The sequence below is a fragment of the Pseudomonas sp. B392_1p genome (genome assembly GCF_052245235.1).
GTDB lineage: Bacteria > Pseudomonadota > Gammaproteobacteria > Pseudomonadales > Pseudomonadaceae > Serpens > Serpens gallinarum.
The window spans coordinates 75,966-90,161 of sequence record NZ_JBQPXM010000001.1; the positions used below are offsets into that span (position 1 = coordinate 75,966).

15 protein-coding genes are annotated in these 14,196 nt (G+C 63.1%); 7 read left to right on the top strand and 8 right to left on the bottom strand.

Annotated elements, in window-relative coordinates:
- Positions 1 to 80: 80 nt before the first annotated feature.
- From ACTV8E_RS00350 to def, 5 genes are all read right to left on the bottom strand, one after another.
- Entirely contained in the window at positions 81 to 398 is a 318-nt protein-coding gene (locus tag ACTV8E_RS00350; protein WP_251835437.1) for a tetratricopeptide repeat protein, read from the bottom strand.
- A gap of 156 nt (positions 399 to 554) precedes the next feature.
- Positions 555 to 1,928, bottom strand: a complete 1,374-nt coding sequence (gene trkA, locus ACTV8E_RS00355) for a Trk system potassium transporter TrkA (protein ID WP_251835438.1) — start codon at positions 1,926 to 1,928, stop codon at positions 555 to 557.
- A gap of 36 nt (positions 1,929 to 1,964) precedes the next feature.
- On the bottom strand, positions 1,965 to 3,269 hold the full coding sequence (rsmB, locus tag ACTV8E_RS00360) for a 16S rRNA (cytosine(967)-C(5))-methyltransferase RsmB (protein ID WP_251835439.1): 1,305 nt from the start codon (positions 3,267 to 3,269) through the stop codon (positions 1,965 to 1,967).
- A complete protein-coding gene (fmt, locus tag ACTV8E_RS00365) occupies positions 3,266 to 4,210 on the bottom strand; it encodes a methionyl-tRNA formyltransferase (RefSeq protein ID WP_251835440.1) in 945 nt (314 codons plus the stop codon). Before fmt ends, rsmB begins: the two co-directional genes overlap by 4 nt.
- Before the next feature lie 58 nt (positions 4,211 to 4,268).
- Positions 4,269 to 4,775: a peptide deformylase gene (gene def, locus ACTV8E_RS00370; RefSeq protein ID WP_251835441.1), complete on the bottom strand. Its 507-nt coding sequence runs from the start codon at positions 4,773 to 4,775 to the stop codon at positions 4,269 to 4,271.
- 152 nt (positions 4,776 to 4,927) lie between these two features.
- On the opposite strand from def, the gene ACTV8E_RS00375 reads away from it, so the two are divergent.
- The 3 genes from ACTV8E_RS00375 (at position 4,928) to ACTV8E_RS00385 (ending at position 7,849) form a co-directional block, all read left to right on the top strand.
- A complete protein-coding gene (locus ACTV8E_RS00375) occupies positions 4,928 to 5,953 on the top strand; it encodes a LysM peptidoglycan-binding domain-containing protein (RefSeq protein ID WP_443198114.1) in 1,026 nt (341 codons plus the stop codon).
- Between the two features lie 135 nt (positions 5,954 to 6,088).
- Positions 6,089 to 7,201, top strand: a complete 1,113-nt coding sequence (gene dprA / locus ACTV8E_RS00380) for a DNA-processing protein DprA (RefSeq protein WP_251835443.1) — start codon at positions 6,089 to 6,091, stop codon at positions 7,199 to 7,201.
- A 90-nt stretch (positions 7,202 to 7,291) separates the two neighbouring features.
- Entirely contained in the window at positions 7,292 to 7,849 is a 558-nt protein-coding gene (locus ACTV8E_RS00385; protein ID WP_443198115.1) for an L-threonylcarbamoyladenylate synthase, read from the top strand.
- A 54-nt stretch (positions 7,850 to 7,903) separates the two neighbouring features.
- Here ACTV8E_RS00385 and ACTV8E_RS00390 read toward each other — a convergent pair whose 3' ends face one another.
- Positions 7,904 to 8,881 carry an NADPH:quinone reductase gene (locus tag ACTV8E_RS00390; protein ID WP_251835445.1) on the bottom strand — a complete coding sequence of 326 codons (978 nt, stop codon included), beginning with the start codon at positions 8,879 to 8,881 and terminating at the stop codon, positions 7,904 to 7,906.
- 147 nt (positions 8,882 to 9,028) lie between these two features.
- Between ACTV8E_RS00390 and hemF the strand changes: the two genes are divergently transcribed.
- Positions 9,029 to 9,943, top strand: a complete 915-nt coding sequence (gene hemF / locus ACTV8E_RS00395; RefSeq protein WP_443198116.1) for an oxygen-dependent coproporphyrinogen oxidase — start codon at positions 9,029 to 9,031, stop codon at positions 9,941 to 9,943.
- Between the two features lie 56 nt (positions 9,944 to 9,999).
- Positions 10,000 to 10,815, top strand: a complete 816-nt coding sequence (gene aroE, locus ACTV8E_RS00400) for a shikimate dehydrogenase (protein ID WP_443198117.1) — start codon at positions 10,000 to 10,002, stop codon at positions 10,813 to 10,815.
- Between the two features lie 55 nt (positions 10,816 to 10,870).
- Here the strand turns inward: aroE and ACTV8E_RS00405 are convergent, their stop codons facing one another.
- Positions 10,871 to 11,191: a DUF883 family protein gene (locus tag ACTV8E_RS00405; protein WP_251835448.1), complete on the bottom strand. Its 321-nt coding sequence runs from the start codon at positions 11,189 to 11,191 to the stop codon at positions 10,871 to 10,873.
- Between the two features lie 228 nt (positions 11,192 to 11,419).
- Here ACTV8E_RS00405 and ACTV8E_RS00410 point away from each other — a divergent pair, with 228 nt between their 5' ends.
- Positions 11,420 to 12,481: a PA0069 family radical SAM protein gene (locus ACTV8E_RS00410; RefSeq protein ID WP_443198118.1), complete on the top strand. Its 1,062-nt coding sequence runs from the start codon at positions 11,420 to 11,422 to the stop codon at positions 12,479 to 12,481.
- An 18-nt stretch (positions 12,482 to 12,499) separates the two neighbouring features.
- Here ACTV8E_RS00410 and ACTV8E_RS00415 read toward each other — a convergent pair whose 3' ends face one another.
- Positions 12,500 to 13,147 (bottom strand): hypothetical protein, encoded by a 648-nt coding sequence (locus tag ACTV8E_RS00415; protein WP_443198119.1) that lies wholly within the window; start codon positions 13,145 to 13,147, stop codon positions 12,500 to 12,502.
- Between the two features lie 191 nt (positions 13,148 to 13,338).
- Between ACTV8E_RS00415 and ACTV8E_RS00420 the strand changes: the two genes are divergently transcribed.
- The gene (locus tag ACTV8E_RS00420) at positions 13,339 to 14,064 is read left to right on the top strand and encodes a carbonic anhydrase (protein WP_251835451.1); all 726 of its coding nucleotides are present in this window, start codon (positions 13,339 to 13,341) and stop codon (positions 14,062 to 14,064) included.
- The last annotated feature ends 132 nt before the right edge of the window (positions 14,065 to 14,196 follow it).

The window sequence follows — 14,196 nt, forward strand, 5'->3', positions numbered from 1 at the left end:
ATCCACCGGGTGGCGATCCACAGAGCAGGGCCATGGTGGATGTAAAAAACGACATCTACCCTACGGCTGGTTGCCGGCAGCTATCCCTGCGCCGACTTGTCGAGTTTTTTCAGAAATACCGTCATTTCCTTTTCCGCCTGCTTGTCGCCGTGGGCCTGTGCGGCGATCAGCCCCTGTTGCCAGGCGGCGCGCGCTCCGGCCGGATCGTCGGCGGCTTGCAGCGCCTTGCCGAGCAGTTTCCAGGCGGCGGAATATTTCGGATCCAGTTCAACGCAGCGGCGCAGATGCTCGGCAGCGCGCGCCGCTTCCCCCGCGTCCAGATAACCCTTGCCCAGCCCAAAGCGCAGCAGTGAATTGTCGATACCCTTGGCAAGCATGTTTTCCAGCGACGTAAGCATGTCAGCCTCCTATGGCGAGGGTCAGCGGAAGCCTACCTTACCGTTTTCAGCGCACAAATGGCCGTAACACCTCACCAGGACGCACAAACCGTCGGCCGGAGCCCAGGCGCTGGCCGTGGTGTGGTTTCTCTCTGCGCGGGAATGACGACCTGAGGCCTAAAAGAACGTCAGGCCGGCCTGAAATAGACGTTCCACGTCGCGGATGTGGCGCTTGTCGACCAGGAACAGGATCACATGGTCGCCGGACTCGATCACCGTGTCATCGTGAGCGATCAACACTTCTTCGTCACGGATCACCGCGCCGATGGTTGTGCCCGGCGGCAGGGCGATGTCGCAGATCTTGCGGCCGATAACCTTGCTCGATTTGGCGTCGCCGTGGGCGATGGCCTCGATGGCTTCGGCGGCGCCTCGACGCAGCGAATGCACGCTGACGATATCGCCCCGGCGCACGTGGGTAAGTAGCGTGCCGATGGTAGCCAGTTGCGGGCTGATGGCGATATCGATCTCACCACCCTGCACCAGGTCGACGTAGGCCGGGTTGTTGATCAACGTCATCACCTTGCGCGCGCCCAGACGCTTGGCCAGCAGCGAGGACATGATGTTGGCCTCGTCATCATTGGTCAGAGCCAGGAAGATATCCGCATCGTTGATGTTTTCTTCCATCAGCAGGTCGCGATTCGAGGCGCTGCCTTGCAGTACGATGGTGCTGTCCAGCACCTCGGACAGGTAACGGCAGCGCGCCGGGTTCATCTCGATGATCTTTACCTGGTAGCGGCTTTCGATCGCTTCGGCCAGGCGCTCACCGATATGCCCGCCGCCGGCAATCACCACTTTCTTGTAGCTGTGCTCCAGGCGGCGTAGCTCGCTCATCACCGCGCGGATATTGGCCTTGGCGGCAATGAAAAACACCTCGTCATCCGCTTCGATGACCGTATCGCCGCGGGGCAGGATGGCCCGGTTGCGGCGGAAGATGGCCGCCACTCGGGTATCCACGTTGGGCATGTGCTGGCGAATCTGCTTGAGCTGATGACCCACCAGCGGACCGCCGTAATAGGCGCGAATCGCTACCAGTTGAGCCTTGCCTTCGGCGAAATCGATCACCTGCAAGGCGCCGGGGTGCTCGATTAGGCGCTTGATATAGTTGGTCACCACCTGTTCGGGGCTGATCAGTACATCGACCGGAATCCCCTCATTGCTGAACAGCCCGCCGCGGGTCAGGTAGGCGGCTTCGCGCACCCGGGCGATTTTGGTCGGGGTATGGAACAGGCTGTAGGCCACCTGGCAGGCGATCATGTTGGTTTCGTCGCTGTTGGTGACGGCGACCAGCATGTCGGCATCGTCGGCGCCAGCCTGGCGCAACACGGTGGGAAACGAGCCGCGGCCCTGAATCGTACGAATATCCAGGCGGTCGCCCAGGTCGCGCAAACGGTCGCCATCCGTGTCGACAACGGTGATGTCGTTGGCCTCGCTGGCTAAATGCTCGGCCAACGTACCACCCACCTGACCGGCACCCAGAATGATGATCTTCACCCGTTCACTCCCTCGTGTCTGCCCACAGGCGTTGCGCTAGCACGCAGCGATCTTGATCAGTTTGGCGTAATAAAACCCGTCATGGCCGCCTTCCTGTGGCAGCAGCTGGCGACCGTGAGGCTGCTTCAGGCCGAACGGGCCGCCGATGGCCAGCTCGCGCGCTCCGGGCGTACGGGCCAGAAAGGCCGCGATGTTAGCGCTGTTTTCTTCCGGCAGCACCGAGCAGGTGGCATACAGCAGCACGCCGCCCACCTCCAGGGTCGGCCACAGCGCATCGAGCAGTTCGCCTTGCAGCTGCGCCAGGGCGCTGATGTCGTCGGCTTGGCGGGTGAGTTTGATATCCGGGTGGCGGCGGATCACGCCGGTGGCCGAGCAAGGGGCATCCAGCAAAATGCGCTGGAACGGTCGGCCATCCCACCAGGCGGCGGTATCGCGACCGTCGGCGGCAATGAGCGTGGCCTGCAGTTTCAGGCGCTCTAGATTTTCCCGCACGCGCAGCAGACGTTGCGGCTCCAGATCCAGCGCCACCACTTCCATCAGACCGGCTTCGGCTTCCAGCAGGTGGCAGGTCTTGCCACCTGGCGCGGCGCAGGCATCCAGTACGCGCTGCCCCGGGGCCAGCTCCAGCAGGTCGGCGGCCAGTTGGGCGGCTTCGTCCTGCACGCTGACTCGCCCTTCGGCAAAACCCGGCAAGAGGGTGACATCGCAGGGCTGCAGTAAGCGAATGCCATCGCGGCTGAATGCGCAGGCTTCACCGGGAAAGCCGGCGGCCTGCAGGTCGGCCAAGTAGGCGTCGCGGCTGCCATGGCGGCGATTGACGCGTAGCAGCAAGGGCGGGTGGGCATTGTTGGCCGCGCAAATGGCTTCCCACTGTTCCGGCCAGTCCGCCTTCAGGCGCCTTTGCAGCCAGCGCGGGTGGGCGGTGCGGCTCACCGGGTCGCGCTCCAGTTCGGCGAACAGCGCCTCGCCTTCGCGCTGGGCACGGCGCAGCACGGCGTTGAGCAACCCCTTGAGTGAGGATTTTCTCAGCTGGTCAACGCAGCCGACCGTCTCGCCGATCGCCGCGTGGGGCGGAATGCGCGTGTAGAACAGCTGATACAGGCCGACCAGCAACAGGGCTTCGACGTCGCGGTCGGCCGCCTTGAAGGGCTTTTGCAGCAGTTTTTCCGCCAGCAAGGCCAGGCGCGGTTGCCAGCGAGCGGTACCAAACGCGAGATCTTGGGTCAGGGCGCGGTCGCGGGCGTCCACCTTGTCGAGCAACGGCGGCAGGCTGCTGCCCAGTGAAGCTTTGCCGTTGAGCACGGCGGCCAGGGCGCGGGCGGCGGCCAGGCGCGGGTTCATTGGCCCAGCACCTGGCCGACGGCGAACTGCTCGCGGCGGCTGTTGTAGAGATCACTGAAGGTCAACGGCTTGCCACCCGGCAGCTGCAGGCGAGTAAGCAACAGCGCGCCTTGCCCGCAGGCGACGGTCAGGCCTTCTTTGCTGGCGGCGAGAATTTCGCCGGGCGCGCCCTGCCCTTCGCCCACGCGTGCGCCGTGCACCTTAAGCGTCACCTCACCGAGGGTGCTGTGGCAGATCGGCCAGGGATGCAGCGCGCGAATCTGTCGCTCCAGTTCCACCGCCGGGCGCTGCCAGTCGAGGCGGGCTTCGTCCTTGTTCAGTTTGTGGGCGTAGCAGGCCAGGGCATCGTCCTGTATATCGCCGCGCAAGGTGCCAGCCTGCAGGCCGTCCACGGCGCGCACGATGGCCTGCGCGCCGAGCTCGGCCAGGCGGTCATGCAGGCTGCCGCCGGTGTCTTCGGCGGTAATCGGCGTGCTGACCTTGAGTAGCATCGGCCCGGTGTCCAGGCCGGCTTCCATCTGCATCACGGTCACGCCGCTCTCGGCATCGCCGGCTTCCACGGCGCGCTGGATCGGCGCCGCGCCACGCCAGCGCGGCAACAATGACGCGTGGCTGTTGATGCAGCCCAGGCGCGGCAGGTCCAGCACCGCCTGGGGCAGGATCAGGCCGTAAGCGACCACCACCATCAGGTCAGCGTTGAGTGCCGCCAATTCCGTCTGGGCGGCGGAGTCGCGCAGGGTCTGTGGCTGATAGACCGCAATGCCGTGAGCCTCGGCAAGTTGCTTGACCGGGCTGGGCATCAGTTTTTGTCCGCGACCGGCCGGGCGATCCGGCTGGGTGTAGACCGCAACGATCTGATGATCGGTATTCAGCAGGGCCTGCAAATGCTGGGCGGCGAATTCCGGAGTACCGGCGAAGACGATGCGCATGGCGTGACTCACTGATAAAAAGCGGCTGAAAAGAAAAAGGCTTGCCGTGGCAAGCCTTTGAAGGCGTGGATCAAGCCTGCTGGCGGTGCTGTTTTTCCAGCTTCTTCTTGATCCGGTCGCGCTTGAGCTGCGACAGGTAATCGACAAACAGCTTGCCGTTGAGGTGATCGCACTCGTGCTGGATGCACACGGCGAGCAGTCCTTCGGCGATCAGCTCATACGGCTGGCCGTCACGGTCCAGGGCTTTGATCCTGACCTTTTGCGGACGGTCGACGTTTTCGTAGAAACCGGGTACCGACAAACAACCTTCCTGGTACTGATCCATCTCGTCGGTCAGGGTTTCGAACTCGGGGTTGATGAATACGCGCGGTTCGGACTTGTCCTCGGACAGGTCCATCACCACCACGCGCTTGTGCACATTCACCTGGGTCGCCGCCAGGCCGATGCCCGGTGCGTCGTACATGGTCTCGAACATATCGTCGACCAGCTGGCGAATGCCGTCGTCGACCACGTCCACCGGCTTGGCGATGGTGCGCAGGCGCGGATCGGGAAACTCGAGGATGTTGAGAATGGCCATAAGCGTTTGTGAAGCACGTATGCAATTGAGAAAAAGGCCGCTGCTAAGATGCCAGCCAGCATTGCAAAACGCCTTCAACCCACGGCTTTCAAGGGATTGCCGGGTGCTGAAGGGGCTTTTGCGCGAAGACACATGATAAAGGGATTCGCCGCATGAGGAAATCACTACTCGCCCTGTTGCTGTTGACTGCGGGCGGCTTGGCCTACGCAGGCGTACCGCTCAAGGAGAATCATCCAGAGCGTTATACCGTGGTCAAGGGCGACACCCTGTGGGACATCTCCGCCAAGTTTCTCAGTAAACCCTGGAAGTGGCCGCAGATCTGGCACGTCAACCCACAGGTGGAAAACCCCCACCTGATCTATCCGGGGGATGTGCTGAGTCTGGTCTATATCGACGGCCAGCCGCGCCTTATGCTGGACCGTGGCGCCAGTCGCGGCACCATCAAGCTGTCGCCCACCGTGCGCAGTACGCCAATGGCCGAGGCGATTCCGGCGATCCCGCTGGGGGCGATCAACAGCTTCCTGCTGTCCAACCGCATCGTTGACAGCGCCGAGGACTTCGAGACCGCACCGTACGTTGTGGCTGGTAATGCCGAGCGGGTGATCAGCGGCAAGGACGACCGGGTCTATGCACGCGGCACGTTCCCCAACGATGAGCCGGTCTATGGCATCTTCCGCCAGGGTCGGGTGTACGTTGACCCGGAAACCAAGGAGTTCCTCGGTATCAACGCCGATGACATCGGCACCGGCGAGCGAATTGCCGAGGAAGGCGATATCACCACCTTAATGCTCAGCCGTTCGACTCAGGAGATTCGTCTCGGCGACCGTCTGTTCTCTACCGAGCATCGCACCCTCAATTCGAGCTTTATGCCCAGTGAGCCGGCCAACGAGATTCGCGGCCTTATTCTTGATGTACCGCGCGGCGTGACGCAGATCGGCCAGTTCGATGTGGTGACCCTCAACAAGGGCGCGCGCGATGGCCTGGTGGAAGGCAACGTGCTGGCGGTGTACAAGACCGGGGAAACCGTGCGCGACCGCATCACCGGTGAGCGGGTGAAAATTCCCGACGAACGCGCCGGCCTGTTGATGGTGTTCCGCACTTACGAAAAGCTCAGCTACGGCCTGGTACTGGTTGCCACGCGCCAGTTGGCGGTGATGGACAAGGTGCGCAACCCCTGACATTCGCCTGACGGCTGTACCTGAATGCCGCTCGCCCGTACGGGAGCGGCATTTTTTATGATATTCAAGCGGAAAAGGCCGTTGGGTGCGCACGGGCTATGCTGACTCGTCCCTTTACGATCAAGGACGATCGCCATGTCGCTGCCCTCGCCCGCCGAACTCGAAGCCCGTTTGCGTCTGCATGCCTTGCCCGAGCTGGGTCCACGCCGGTTTCGGCGCTTGTTGCAGGCGTTCGCCAGTGCCGGTGCTGCGTACAGTGCGCCGGCCAGTGCCTGGCGGTCGCTGGGATTGCCGGCGGTGTGTGCCGATGCGCGGCGCAGCCCGGAGGTCCGCGAGCGGGCACGCGCCGCGCAAGCCTGGTTGGAGCAACCTGGCCAGCACCTGTTGATGTGGGACGACCCCCGCTATCCCGCCCTACTGGCCGAGCTGCACGATGCGCCGCCGTTGCTGTTCGTGGCCGGGAATGTCGGACTGCTGGAGCAACCACAGGTCGCTGTGGTCGGCAGCCGTCGCGCTTCGCGGCCCGGGCTGGATACCGCCGAAGCGTTTGCCCGCAGCCTGGCCGGCGGTGGCTTGGTGATTACCAGCGGCCTGGCCCTGGGAATCGATGGCGCCGCCCACCGGGCCGCCCTGGATGTGGGCGGACGCACCGTGGCGGTGCTGGGCACCGGCCTGCAACGTGTGTATCCCGCCACGCACCGTCAGTTGGCGGCGCGCATTGTTGATGAGGGCAGTGCGCTGGTGTCCGAGTTTCCTCTGGATACGCCACCGCAGGCGGGTAATTTCCCACGGCGCAACAGATTGATCAGCGGCTTGTCGCTGGGTGTGCTGGTCATCGAGGCCAGTCCGTCCAGTGGCTCGCTGATCACCGCCCGGCTGGCCGCCGAACAGGGCCGCGAGGTGTATGCGATTCCCGGCTCCATCCATCATCCCGGCGCACGCGGTTGCCATCAACTGATCCGCGAGGGCGCGACCCTGGTGGAAAGCGTCGAGGATATTCTGCAGGAATTGCGCGGCTGGCAGAACATGGCGCCATTGCCGGAAGCGCCCGTTATACCTAGCGCGACGGGAGCCTCCAACGCCGAGCATCCGTTGCTGGAGCTATTACTGGCCGCACCGTACAGCAGCGAAGCCCTGGCCGATGCCAGCGGCTGGCCGTTGCCGCAGGTGTTGGCGGCGCTCACCGACCTTGAAATAAGCGGCCGGGTTGCTTGCGCGGCGGGAGTCTGGAGCGGTCGGGCGGGTTAAACACAGGATTGACCGCTGGGGTATGTCGCATCGCGGAAAAGCCTGCGCCTGCAGTACACTGCGCGCGGCTCAAAACACGTGAAGGTTGCAATGAACAGCAGTTGGCGGGTGCGGCACATGGCAGGCGTGGTGCGAGCTGGCGGAGTGATCGCCTATCCGACCGAAGCGGTCTGGGGGCTGGGCTGCGATCCGTGGAACGAGGCGGCGGTGTTGCGTCTGCTGGGCTTGAAGTCACGCCCGATGCGCAAAGGCCTGATCCTGGTGGCGGGCAGCGTCGCGCAGTTCGATTTTTTGTTGCATGACCTGCCAGCGGACTGGCTAAAGCCCCTGTCCAGCAGCTGGCCGGGACCGAATACCTGGCTGGTGCCGCACCAGAACCGGCTTGGCGAGTGGATCACCGGCGAGCATGACAGCGTGGCGTTGCGGGTCAGTGATCATCCGTTGATTGCCGAGCTGTGTGCGTTGACCGGTCCGCTGGTGTCAACGTCGGCCAACCCGGCCGGTCGCCCTTCGGCCCGTTCACGCTTGCGGGTTGAGCAGTATTTTCACGGACGCCTGGACGGCGTACTGGGCGGGAGTCTGGGTGGACGGCGTAACCCCAGCCTGATCCGCGACTTGGCCACGGGCAAAGTAATCCGGCCTTCCTGACCACCGGGCCCCGTCGGTGGATGGAACACCATCCTGCCGACGGGCCAGCTGTGCTCAGGGCAACAGAATCGTCGAACCCACCGTCTCGCCAGCGGCTAGCGCGGTCTGCGCCTGAGCCGCGTCCTTGAGCGCATAGCGCTGGCTGATGTCCACTTGCACCTGGCCGCTGGAGATCATGGCGAACAGCTCATCGGCCATGGCCTGCAGGCGTTGTGCCGTCGTGGCGTAGCCGGCAAGGATCGGCCGGGTGACATACAGCGAGCCTTTTTGCGCCAGGATGCCGAGGTTCACGTCGGTGACCGCGCCTGAGGCATTGCCGAAGCTGACCAGCAGGCCGCGCGGCGCCACGCAGTCCAGGGAAATTTCCCAGGTGGCCTTGCCCACCGAGTCATACACCACCGGGCATTTCGCGCCGTTGGTCAGCTCCAGCACGCGTGCGCGAATATCCTCGTGGCTGCGGTCGATGGTCGCCCAGGCGCCCATCGCCTTGGCCCGTTCGGCTTTTTCCGCCGAGCCCACCACACCGATCAGCTTGGCGCCCAAGGCCTTGGCCCACTGGCAGGCCAGCGAGCCCACGCCACCGGCGGCCGCGTGAAACAGAAGGGTTTCGCCCGGCTGCACGACATGGGTCTGGCGCAGCAGGTACTGCACGGTCAATCCCTTGAGCATCACCGCGGCGGCTTGTTCGTAGGAAATATTGTCGGGGAGCTTGACCAGTTTGTCGGCGGGCAGCACATGCAGTTCGCCGTATGCGCCCAGCGGGCCAGTGGCATAGGCGACGCGGTCACCGATCTGCAAACCGGTCACGTCGCGGCCTATTGCCTCGACTTCGCCTGCGCCCTCGGTGCCCAGGCTCGACGGCAGCGAGGCCGGTGCATACAACCCGCTGCGAAAATAGGTGTCGATAAAATTCAGGCCGATGGCGTGGTTACGCACGCGTACCTCAAGCGGGCCCGGTTCGGCCGGTGTGTAGTCGCGATACTCAAGCACCTCGGGACCACCGTGAGTGCTGAACTGGATGCGCTTGGCCATGAATCTCTCCGTGAGATGAGTGAGGGAACGATGCCTATCCAAGCGCTCCGGCGACGCGGCGTCAACTGCGGCGGCTCCGGGCCCGGTGTATGCTTAGCACTTTTCCGCCCACCGACCTCGGCGGGACGCGCTACAAGGTAATTTTTCATGAGTGACCAAACCGAGGCCATCAAAGCCTATCTGCTTGATCTGCAAGACCGCATCTGCGCCGCGCTGGAAGCCGAAGACGGCCGTGCCCGTTTCGTTGAAGATGCCTGGGAGCGCCCGGGCGGCGGCGGTGGCCGCACGCGGGTGATTGGCGAGGGTGCCCTGATCGAGAAAGGTGGGGTGAATTTCTCCCATGTGTACGGCGATAACCTGCCGCCTTCGGCCAGCGCTCATCGACCGGAACTGGCCGGGCGCGGATTCCAGGCCATGGGCGTGTCGCTGGTCATCCACCCGGAAAACCCCCACGTGCCGACCTCCCACGCCAACGTGCGCCTGTTCAGCGCCGAGAAAGAAGGCGCCGAGCCCGTCTGGTGGTTTGGCGGTGGCTTCGACCTGACGCCTTACTACGCCCATGAAGAAGACTGCGTGCACTGGCACCAAGTGGCTCGCGATGCCTGCGCGCCCTTCGGCGCCGACGTTTATCCGCGCTTCAAGGCCTGGTGTGATCGCTACTTCTATATCAAGCACCGCAGTGAGCCGCGAGGCATTGGTGGCCTGTTCTTCGATGATTTCAACGAATGGGACTTCGACACCAGTTTCGCCTTCATGCGGGCCATTGGCGATGCGTACCTGGCGGCGTACCTGCCGATTGTCGAGCGCCGCAAAGCTACTCCGTTCACCGAGGCGCAGCGTGAGTTCCAGGCGTTCCGTCGCGGCCGCTATGTGGAATTCAACCTGGTCTGGGACCGTGGCACCTTGTTCGGCCTGCAATCGGGCGGGCGTACCGAGTCGATCCTGATGTCCCTGCCGCCGCAAGTGCGCTGGGGCTATGACTGGAAGCCCGAGCCGGGCAGCGAAGAAGCGCGCCTGACGGAGTATTTCCTACAGGATCGAGACTGGCTCGCGGACGCCTGAATGAATCGGGTGGCGACCAGGTCGTCACCGACACGCCCCAAAAACCGAGGAATTTCATGGACCGCTACGGCGTATTCGGCAATCCCATTGGCCACAGCAAGTCGCCGCTGATCCACCGTCTGTTTGCTGAACAGACGGGCGAGCAGCTGCGTTACGAGGCGCTGCTGGCGCCGCTGGATGACTTTGCCGGTTTTGCTCATGAGTTTTTTCGCCAAGGGCACGGCGCCAATGTCACCGTGCCGTTCAAGGAAGAGGCCTATCGCCTCGCCGATACCCTCAGCGAGCGGGCACGACGTGCCGGGGCCGTGAATACCCTGAAAAAAACTGCGGACGGCGGGTTGTTGGGCGACAACACCGACGGCGCCGGGCTGGTCCGGGACCTGAAAAGCCAAGGCTTCCCGCTGCGAGGACAGCGCATCCTGATCCTCGGGGCCGGTGGGGCGGTGCGTGGCATTCTCGAGCCTTTTCTGGCTGAGCAGCCGGACCTGCTGCTGATTGCCAACCGGACCCCGGCCAAGGCTACGCAATTGGCCGAAGCCTTTGCCGACCTGGGCCCGGTCAGCGCTTGTGGCTTCGATTGGCAGGGTGAGCCGCTGGACCTGATAGTCAACGGTACCTCGGCGAGCCTGGCCGGCGACGTCCCGCCGATTGGCGCGACCTTGATTCGCTCTGGCCATACGCTGTGTTACGACATGATGTATGGCGCCATGCCGACGGCGTTCAACCGCTGGGCGGCCGAACAGGGCGCGCTGACCCGCGATGGGCTCGGCATGCTGGTCGAACAGGCTGCCGAGGCGTTCTTCGTCTGGCGTGGGGTGCGTCCCGAAACGGCACCGGTGATGGCCGAGCTGCGCCGCCAGCTGAGCGCCTGACGTCGGCGCTACTGATTCCGGGAGGCTGCGCACCGCGCAGCCTGCGGTTGTTATCTCAGGATCGTCGGTACATCCAGAGGCACCCGATCACCACACACACACCTAGCACCAGCGCAGCGCTGCTGACGGGATGCTCGCGGACGCATTCGCGGGCCAGGCGACTGGCTTCGCGCGTATTTTTGCTCAGGTCACCGTAGCGCTCGTTCAGGTGATGGTCATGCCACATGGATTCGGCACGGCGACGTAAGGTATCGAAACCTTTGCGGGTGCCGTGCAGGCTGTCGTGCCGAAGATCATCCAGGGCTTGTTGCAGGCGCTGAATCTCCTCAAGAACATCTTCGCGGCTTTGCGCCGCATGTGAACCGAAACGGGCCATGACAAAACCTCCCAGTGCTGAATGTGCAGGGAGTTGGACTCTCGGCGCGCCGGGAGGTGCGATGGGGTTCCCGGACTATTCTGACCCGCGCCGTTCGGCTCAATGCAGCGCCTTGCAGGGGGCGCTCACCGCCCGGCAGGACGTTTCCGCATCGATCTGCCGAACGGCATGGGCGCAAAGAGCGTTATCACCCATATACTGTATAAAAAAACAGTGTATGGGGTTTGTATGACCTTTTCCTCACCGCCACGGGGTCGCGGCACTGCCAGCAACCCGGTCAATCGCTTTGCGCCGACACGTACCGAGGCCTTTGATGACGGCTGGATGCAAGAGGTGCCGGACAGTCGCGCCACTGAAGTGCGCAGTGAAACCGCCAAGACGGTGGTCACCCGCAATCGCTCGCCCGACGTGGGCTTCGACCGCTCGGTGAATCCTTATCGCGGCTGCGAGCATGGTTGCATCTACTGTTTCGCGCGCCCCAGCCATGCCTATTGGGACCTCTCGCCGGGTATCGATTTCGAAACCCGGCTGATCGCCAAGAGCAACCTGGGGGACGTGCTTGAGGAACAGCTGAGCAAGCCGGGCTATGTACCCCAGCCTATCGCCCTGGGTGTCAACACAGACGCCTACCAGCCGATCGAGCGCCAACAGCGGCTGACGCGCCGGGCACTGGAAATCCTGCTTCGTTATCGACATCCGGTGCATATCATTACCAAAAGCTCGCTGATTCTGCGCGACCTGGACCTGCTTACGGAGTTGGCCGAACAGCGCCTGGTCAGTGTGTCCATCAGCCTGACCACGCTGGACGACGAATTGAAGCGCATCATGGAGCCGCGGGCGGCCTCACCCGCGGCGCGCCTGCGTTGTCTGCGGGTGTTGAGTGCGGAGGGTGTGCCCGTCAATGTGATGTGCGCGCCGATGATACCGATGATCAACGATGCCGAGTTGGAGAGGCTGTTGCAGGCTGCGCATGATGCCGGTGCGCAAACCGCGGGCTATGTCTTGCTGCGGTTGCCGCTGGAGATTGCTGAGCTGTTCGAGGAATGGCTGGCCACGCATTTCCCCGAGCGAGCGGAACATGTGATGAGCCTGATTCGACAATGTCGCGGCGGTCACGCGTATGACAGCCGCTTTGGCGTGCGCATGCGCGGCGAGGGACCTTTTGCCGAGCTGCTGGCGCACCGCTTCCGGATTGCCTGCAAGCGCCTTGGACTAAACGGACGCGACGCATCGCCTGGGCTGGATTGCAGCCGGTTTGCGCCACCCAGCGACCAGATGTCGTTGTTTTAAGCTGCGACTGACTTCCGATCAGCCGGCGTTCGTTCCGCTGCCGAGCTGCAGGCCAACACCCAATTGTCGACTCAGGCAGGGCCAGTGGTGCCAAGCATCCTGCAAATGTTGGTCCCCCAGGTGATCACGGCAGGCGACCTGCTCGGCAGCGCTCAGACGTGAGGGATCAAGCAGGCCATCGACGCTGTCAAATACAGCCTGATCCAGGGCATTTGCGAACGGCTCGCCAATCAATTGGTGGGCGATAAGATTGGCCGTGGTGTTGTCCAAAGGGATCAGCGGACGGCCCAATTGGGCGAGGTAACGATCATTGACCTCCTCAATCAGGCGCTGGGCCAGATAGGCGTCATCCAGTAAGGCGGCAAGGCCGGCCTCAGCGTGCAGGGGGGCCTTGAAGAATTGCACGGCAACCCGCAGCAGCGGTTCGATGTGGGCTTCCAAACCGGTTTCCCGGGCGACCGCGGCGGCCGCCTCGAGCAATTCGGGAACTTGTTCGATATAGGCGCTGATAAAGTGCAGCAGCGTATCGGGCGTATTTCCATCCGGCAGCTGTATGGCCGGGTGCAAGCTTGCCAGACGCGTGCTAAGCAGATTGGCGAGCAAGCCGCTGCGGTGTTCCTCCTGCAGAGCTTCACGTATGGTTTCGCGGATGGGGGACAGGTCCATGACTACTCCTGATGAGCATTGCACTATTTACCTTAGCCGATGCGACTTTCCTGTGGTTTCGGTCGGGTAAGGGATTGCCGGTGTTGGCGAGCCGGCATAAATTGCTCTTCCAAAAAACCATGTGACTTGAGTGAGCTACTTGCTGTCGTCATGCATTGAACGTTTTCGACTAAACCACTGGAGGCAGCACGATGCCGTATAAGCACAAGGCCATTCCCATTCACGTGCGGACGGCCAGCGAGAGTGCGGATGAGGCATTGCACAGTATCGTCGATGGATTCAAACGCTTTCGTAATGAAGTGTTTCCTGCCCAAGAGGAACTGTTCAAAAGTCTGGCTACTGCCCAAAACCCACGGGCCATGTTCATTACGTGCGCTGATTCACGCATCGTTCCAGAGCTGATTACACAAAGCTCTCCCGGCGACCTGTTCGTCTGCCGCAACGTCGGTAACGTAGTTCCCGCGTACGGGCAGATGATGGGGGGCGTATCCACCGCCATCGAATACGCGGTGCTGGCGCTACACGTTCAGCACATCATTATCTGCGGCCATTCCGATTGCGGGGCGATGAAGGCGGTGCTCGACCCGGTTGCGCTGGCCAGCATGCCCACGGTACAGGCGTGGCTGCGCCATTCGGAAGTGGCCCTGCGTGTGGTCGAGGAAAATTGCGGCTGCGGCCATCACGATGTCCTGGAAATCCTCACCGAGGAAAACGTTGTCGCCCAGCTCGACCACTTGCGCACCCATCCTTCCGTGGCGGCACGGCTGGCCAGCGGGCAGCTGTTCATCCACGGTTGGGTGTACGACATCGAAAGCAGCAAAATCATTGCCTATGACTCCGAACAGGGCCGCTTCCTGCCTCTGGATGGCGACATCGTCCCCATGGCCACGCCGCGCCAGCGTTATTTCCGCAGCTGACGTTTTCGCGGCGCACGCCGCGGTCTGATTCTTTTTTGCGGGTTCTCCGCCGCGTTGGGCGCCCTGTCCTTGGGCGCTCCCACAGCGTTTCCGGCCATTTCACCGGCGTAATTGCCAGGTGCGGGTCGCTGT

What these genes read in the sequence shown, in the direction of transcription:
- ACTV8E_RS00350 (WP_251835437.1), bottom strand. Translation starts at nt 398, where the DNA reads ATGCTTACGTCGCTGGAAAACATGCTTGCCAAGGGTATCGACAATTCA.
- rsmB (WP_251835439.1), bottom strand. Translation starts at nt 3,269, where the DNA reads ATGAACCCGCGCCTGGCCGCCGCCCGCGCCCTGGCCGCCGTGCTCAAC.
- def (WP_251835441.1), bottom strand. Translation starts at nt 4,775, where the DNA reads ATGGCCATTCTCAACATCCTCGAGTTTCCCGATCCGCGCCTGCGCACC.
- ACTV8E_RS00375 (WP_443198114.1), top strand. Translation starts at nt 4,928, where the DNA reads ATGAGGAAATCACTACTCGCCCTGTTGCTGTTGACTGCGGGCGGCTTG.
- dprA (WP_251835443.1), top strand. Translation starts at nt 6,089, where the DNA reads ATGTCGCTGCCCTCGCCCGCCGAACTCGAAGCCCGTTTGCGTCTGCAT.
- ACTV8E_RS00385 (WP_443198115.1), top strand. Translation starts at nt 7,292, where the DNA reads ATGAACAGCAGTTGGCGGGTGCGGCACATGGCAGGCGTGGTGCGAGCT.
- ACTV8E_RS00390 (WP_251835445.1), bottom strand. Translation starts at nt 8,881, where the DNA reads ATGGCCAAGCGCATCCAGTTCAGCACTCACGGTGGTCCCGAGGTGCTT.
- hemF (WP_443198116.1), top strand. Translation starts at nt 9,029, where the DNA reads ATGAGTGACCAAACCGAGGCCATCAAAGCCTATCTGCTTGATCTGCAA.
- aroE (WP_443198117.1), top strand. Translation starts at nt 10,000, where the DNA reads ATGGACCGCTACGGCGTATTCGGCAATCCCATTGGCCACAGCAAGTCG.
- ACTV8E_RS00405 (WP_251835448.1), bottom strand. Translation starts at nt 11,191, where the DNA reads ATGGCCCGTTTCGGTTCACATGCGGCGCAAAGCCGCGAAGATGTTCTT.
- ACTV8E_RS00410 (WP_443198118.1), top strand. Translation starts at nt 11,420, where the DNA reads ATGACCTTTTCCTCACCGCCACGGGGTCGCGGCACTGCCAGCAACCCG.
- ACTV8E_RS00415 (WP_443198119.1), bottom strand. Translation starts at nt 13,147, where the DNA reads ATGGACCTGTCCCCCATCCGCGAAACCATACGTGAAGCTCTGCAGGAG.
- ACTV8E_RS00420 (WP_251835451.1), top strand. Translation starts at nt 13,339, where the DNA reads ATGCCGTATAAGCACAAGGCCATTCCCATTCACGTGCGGACGGCCAGC.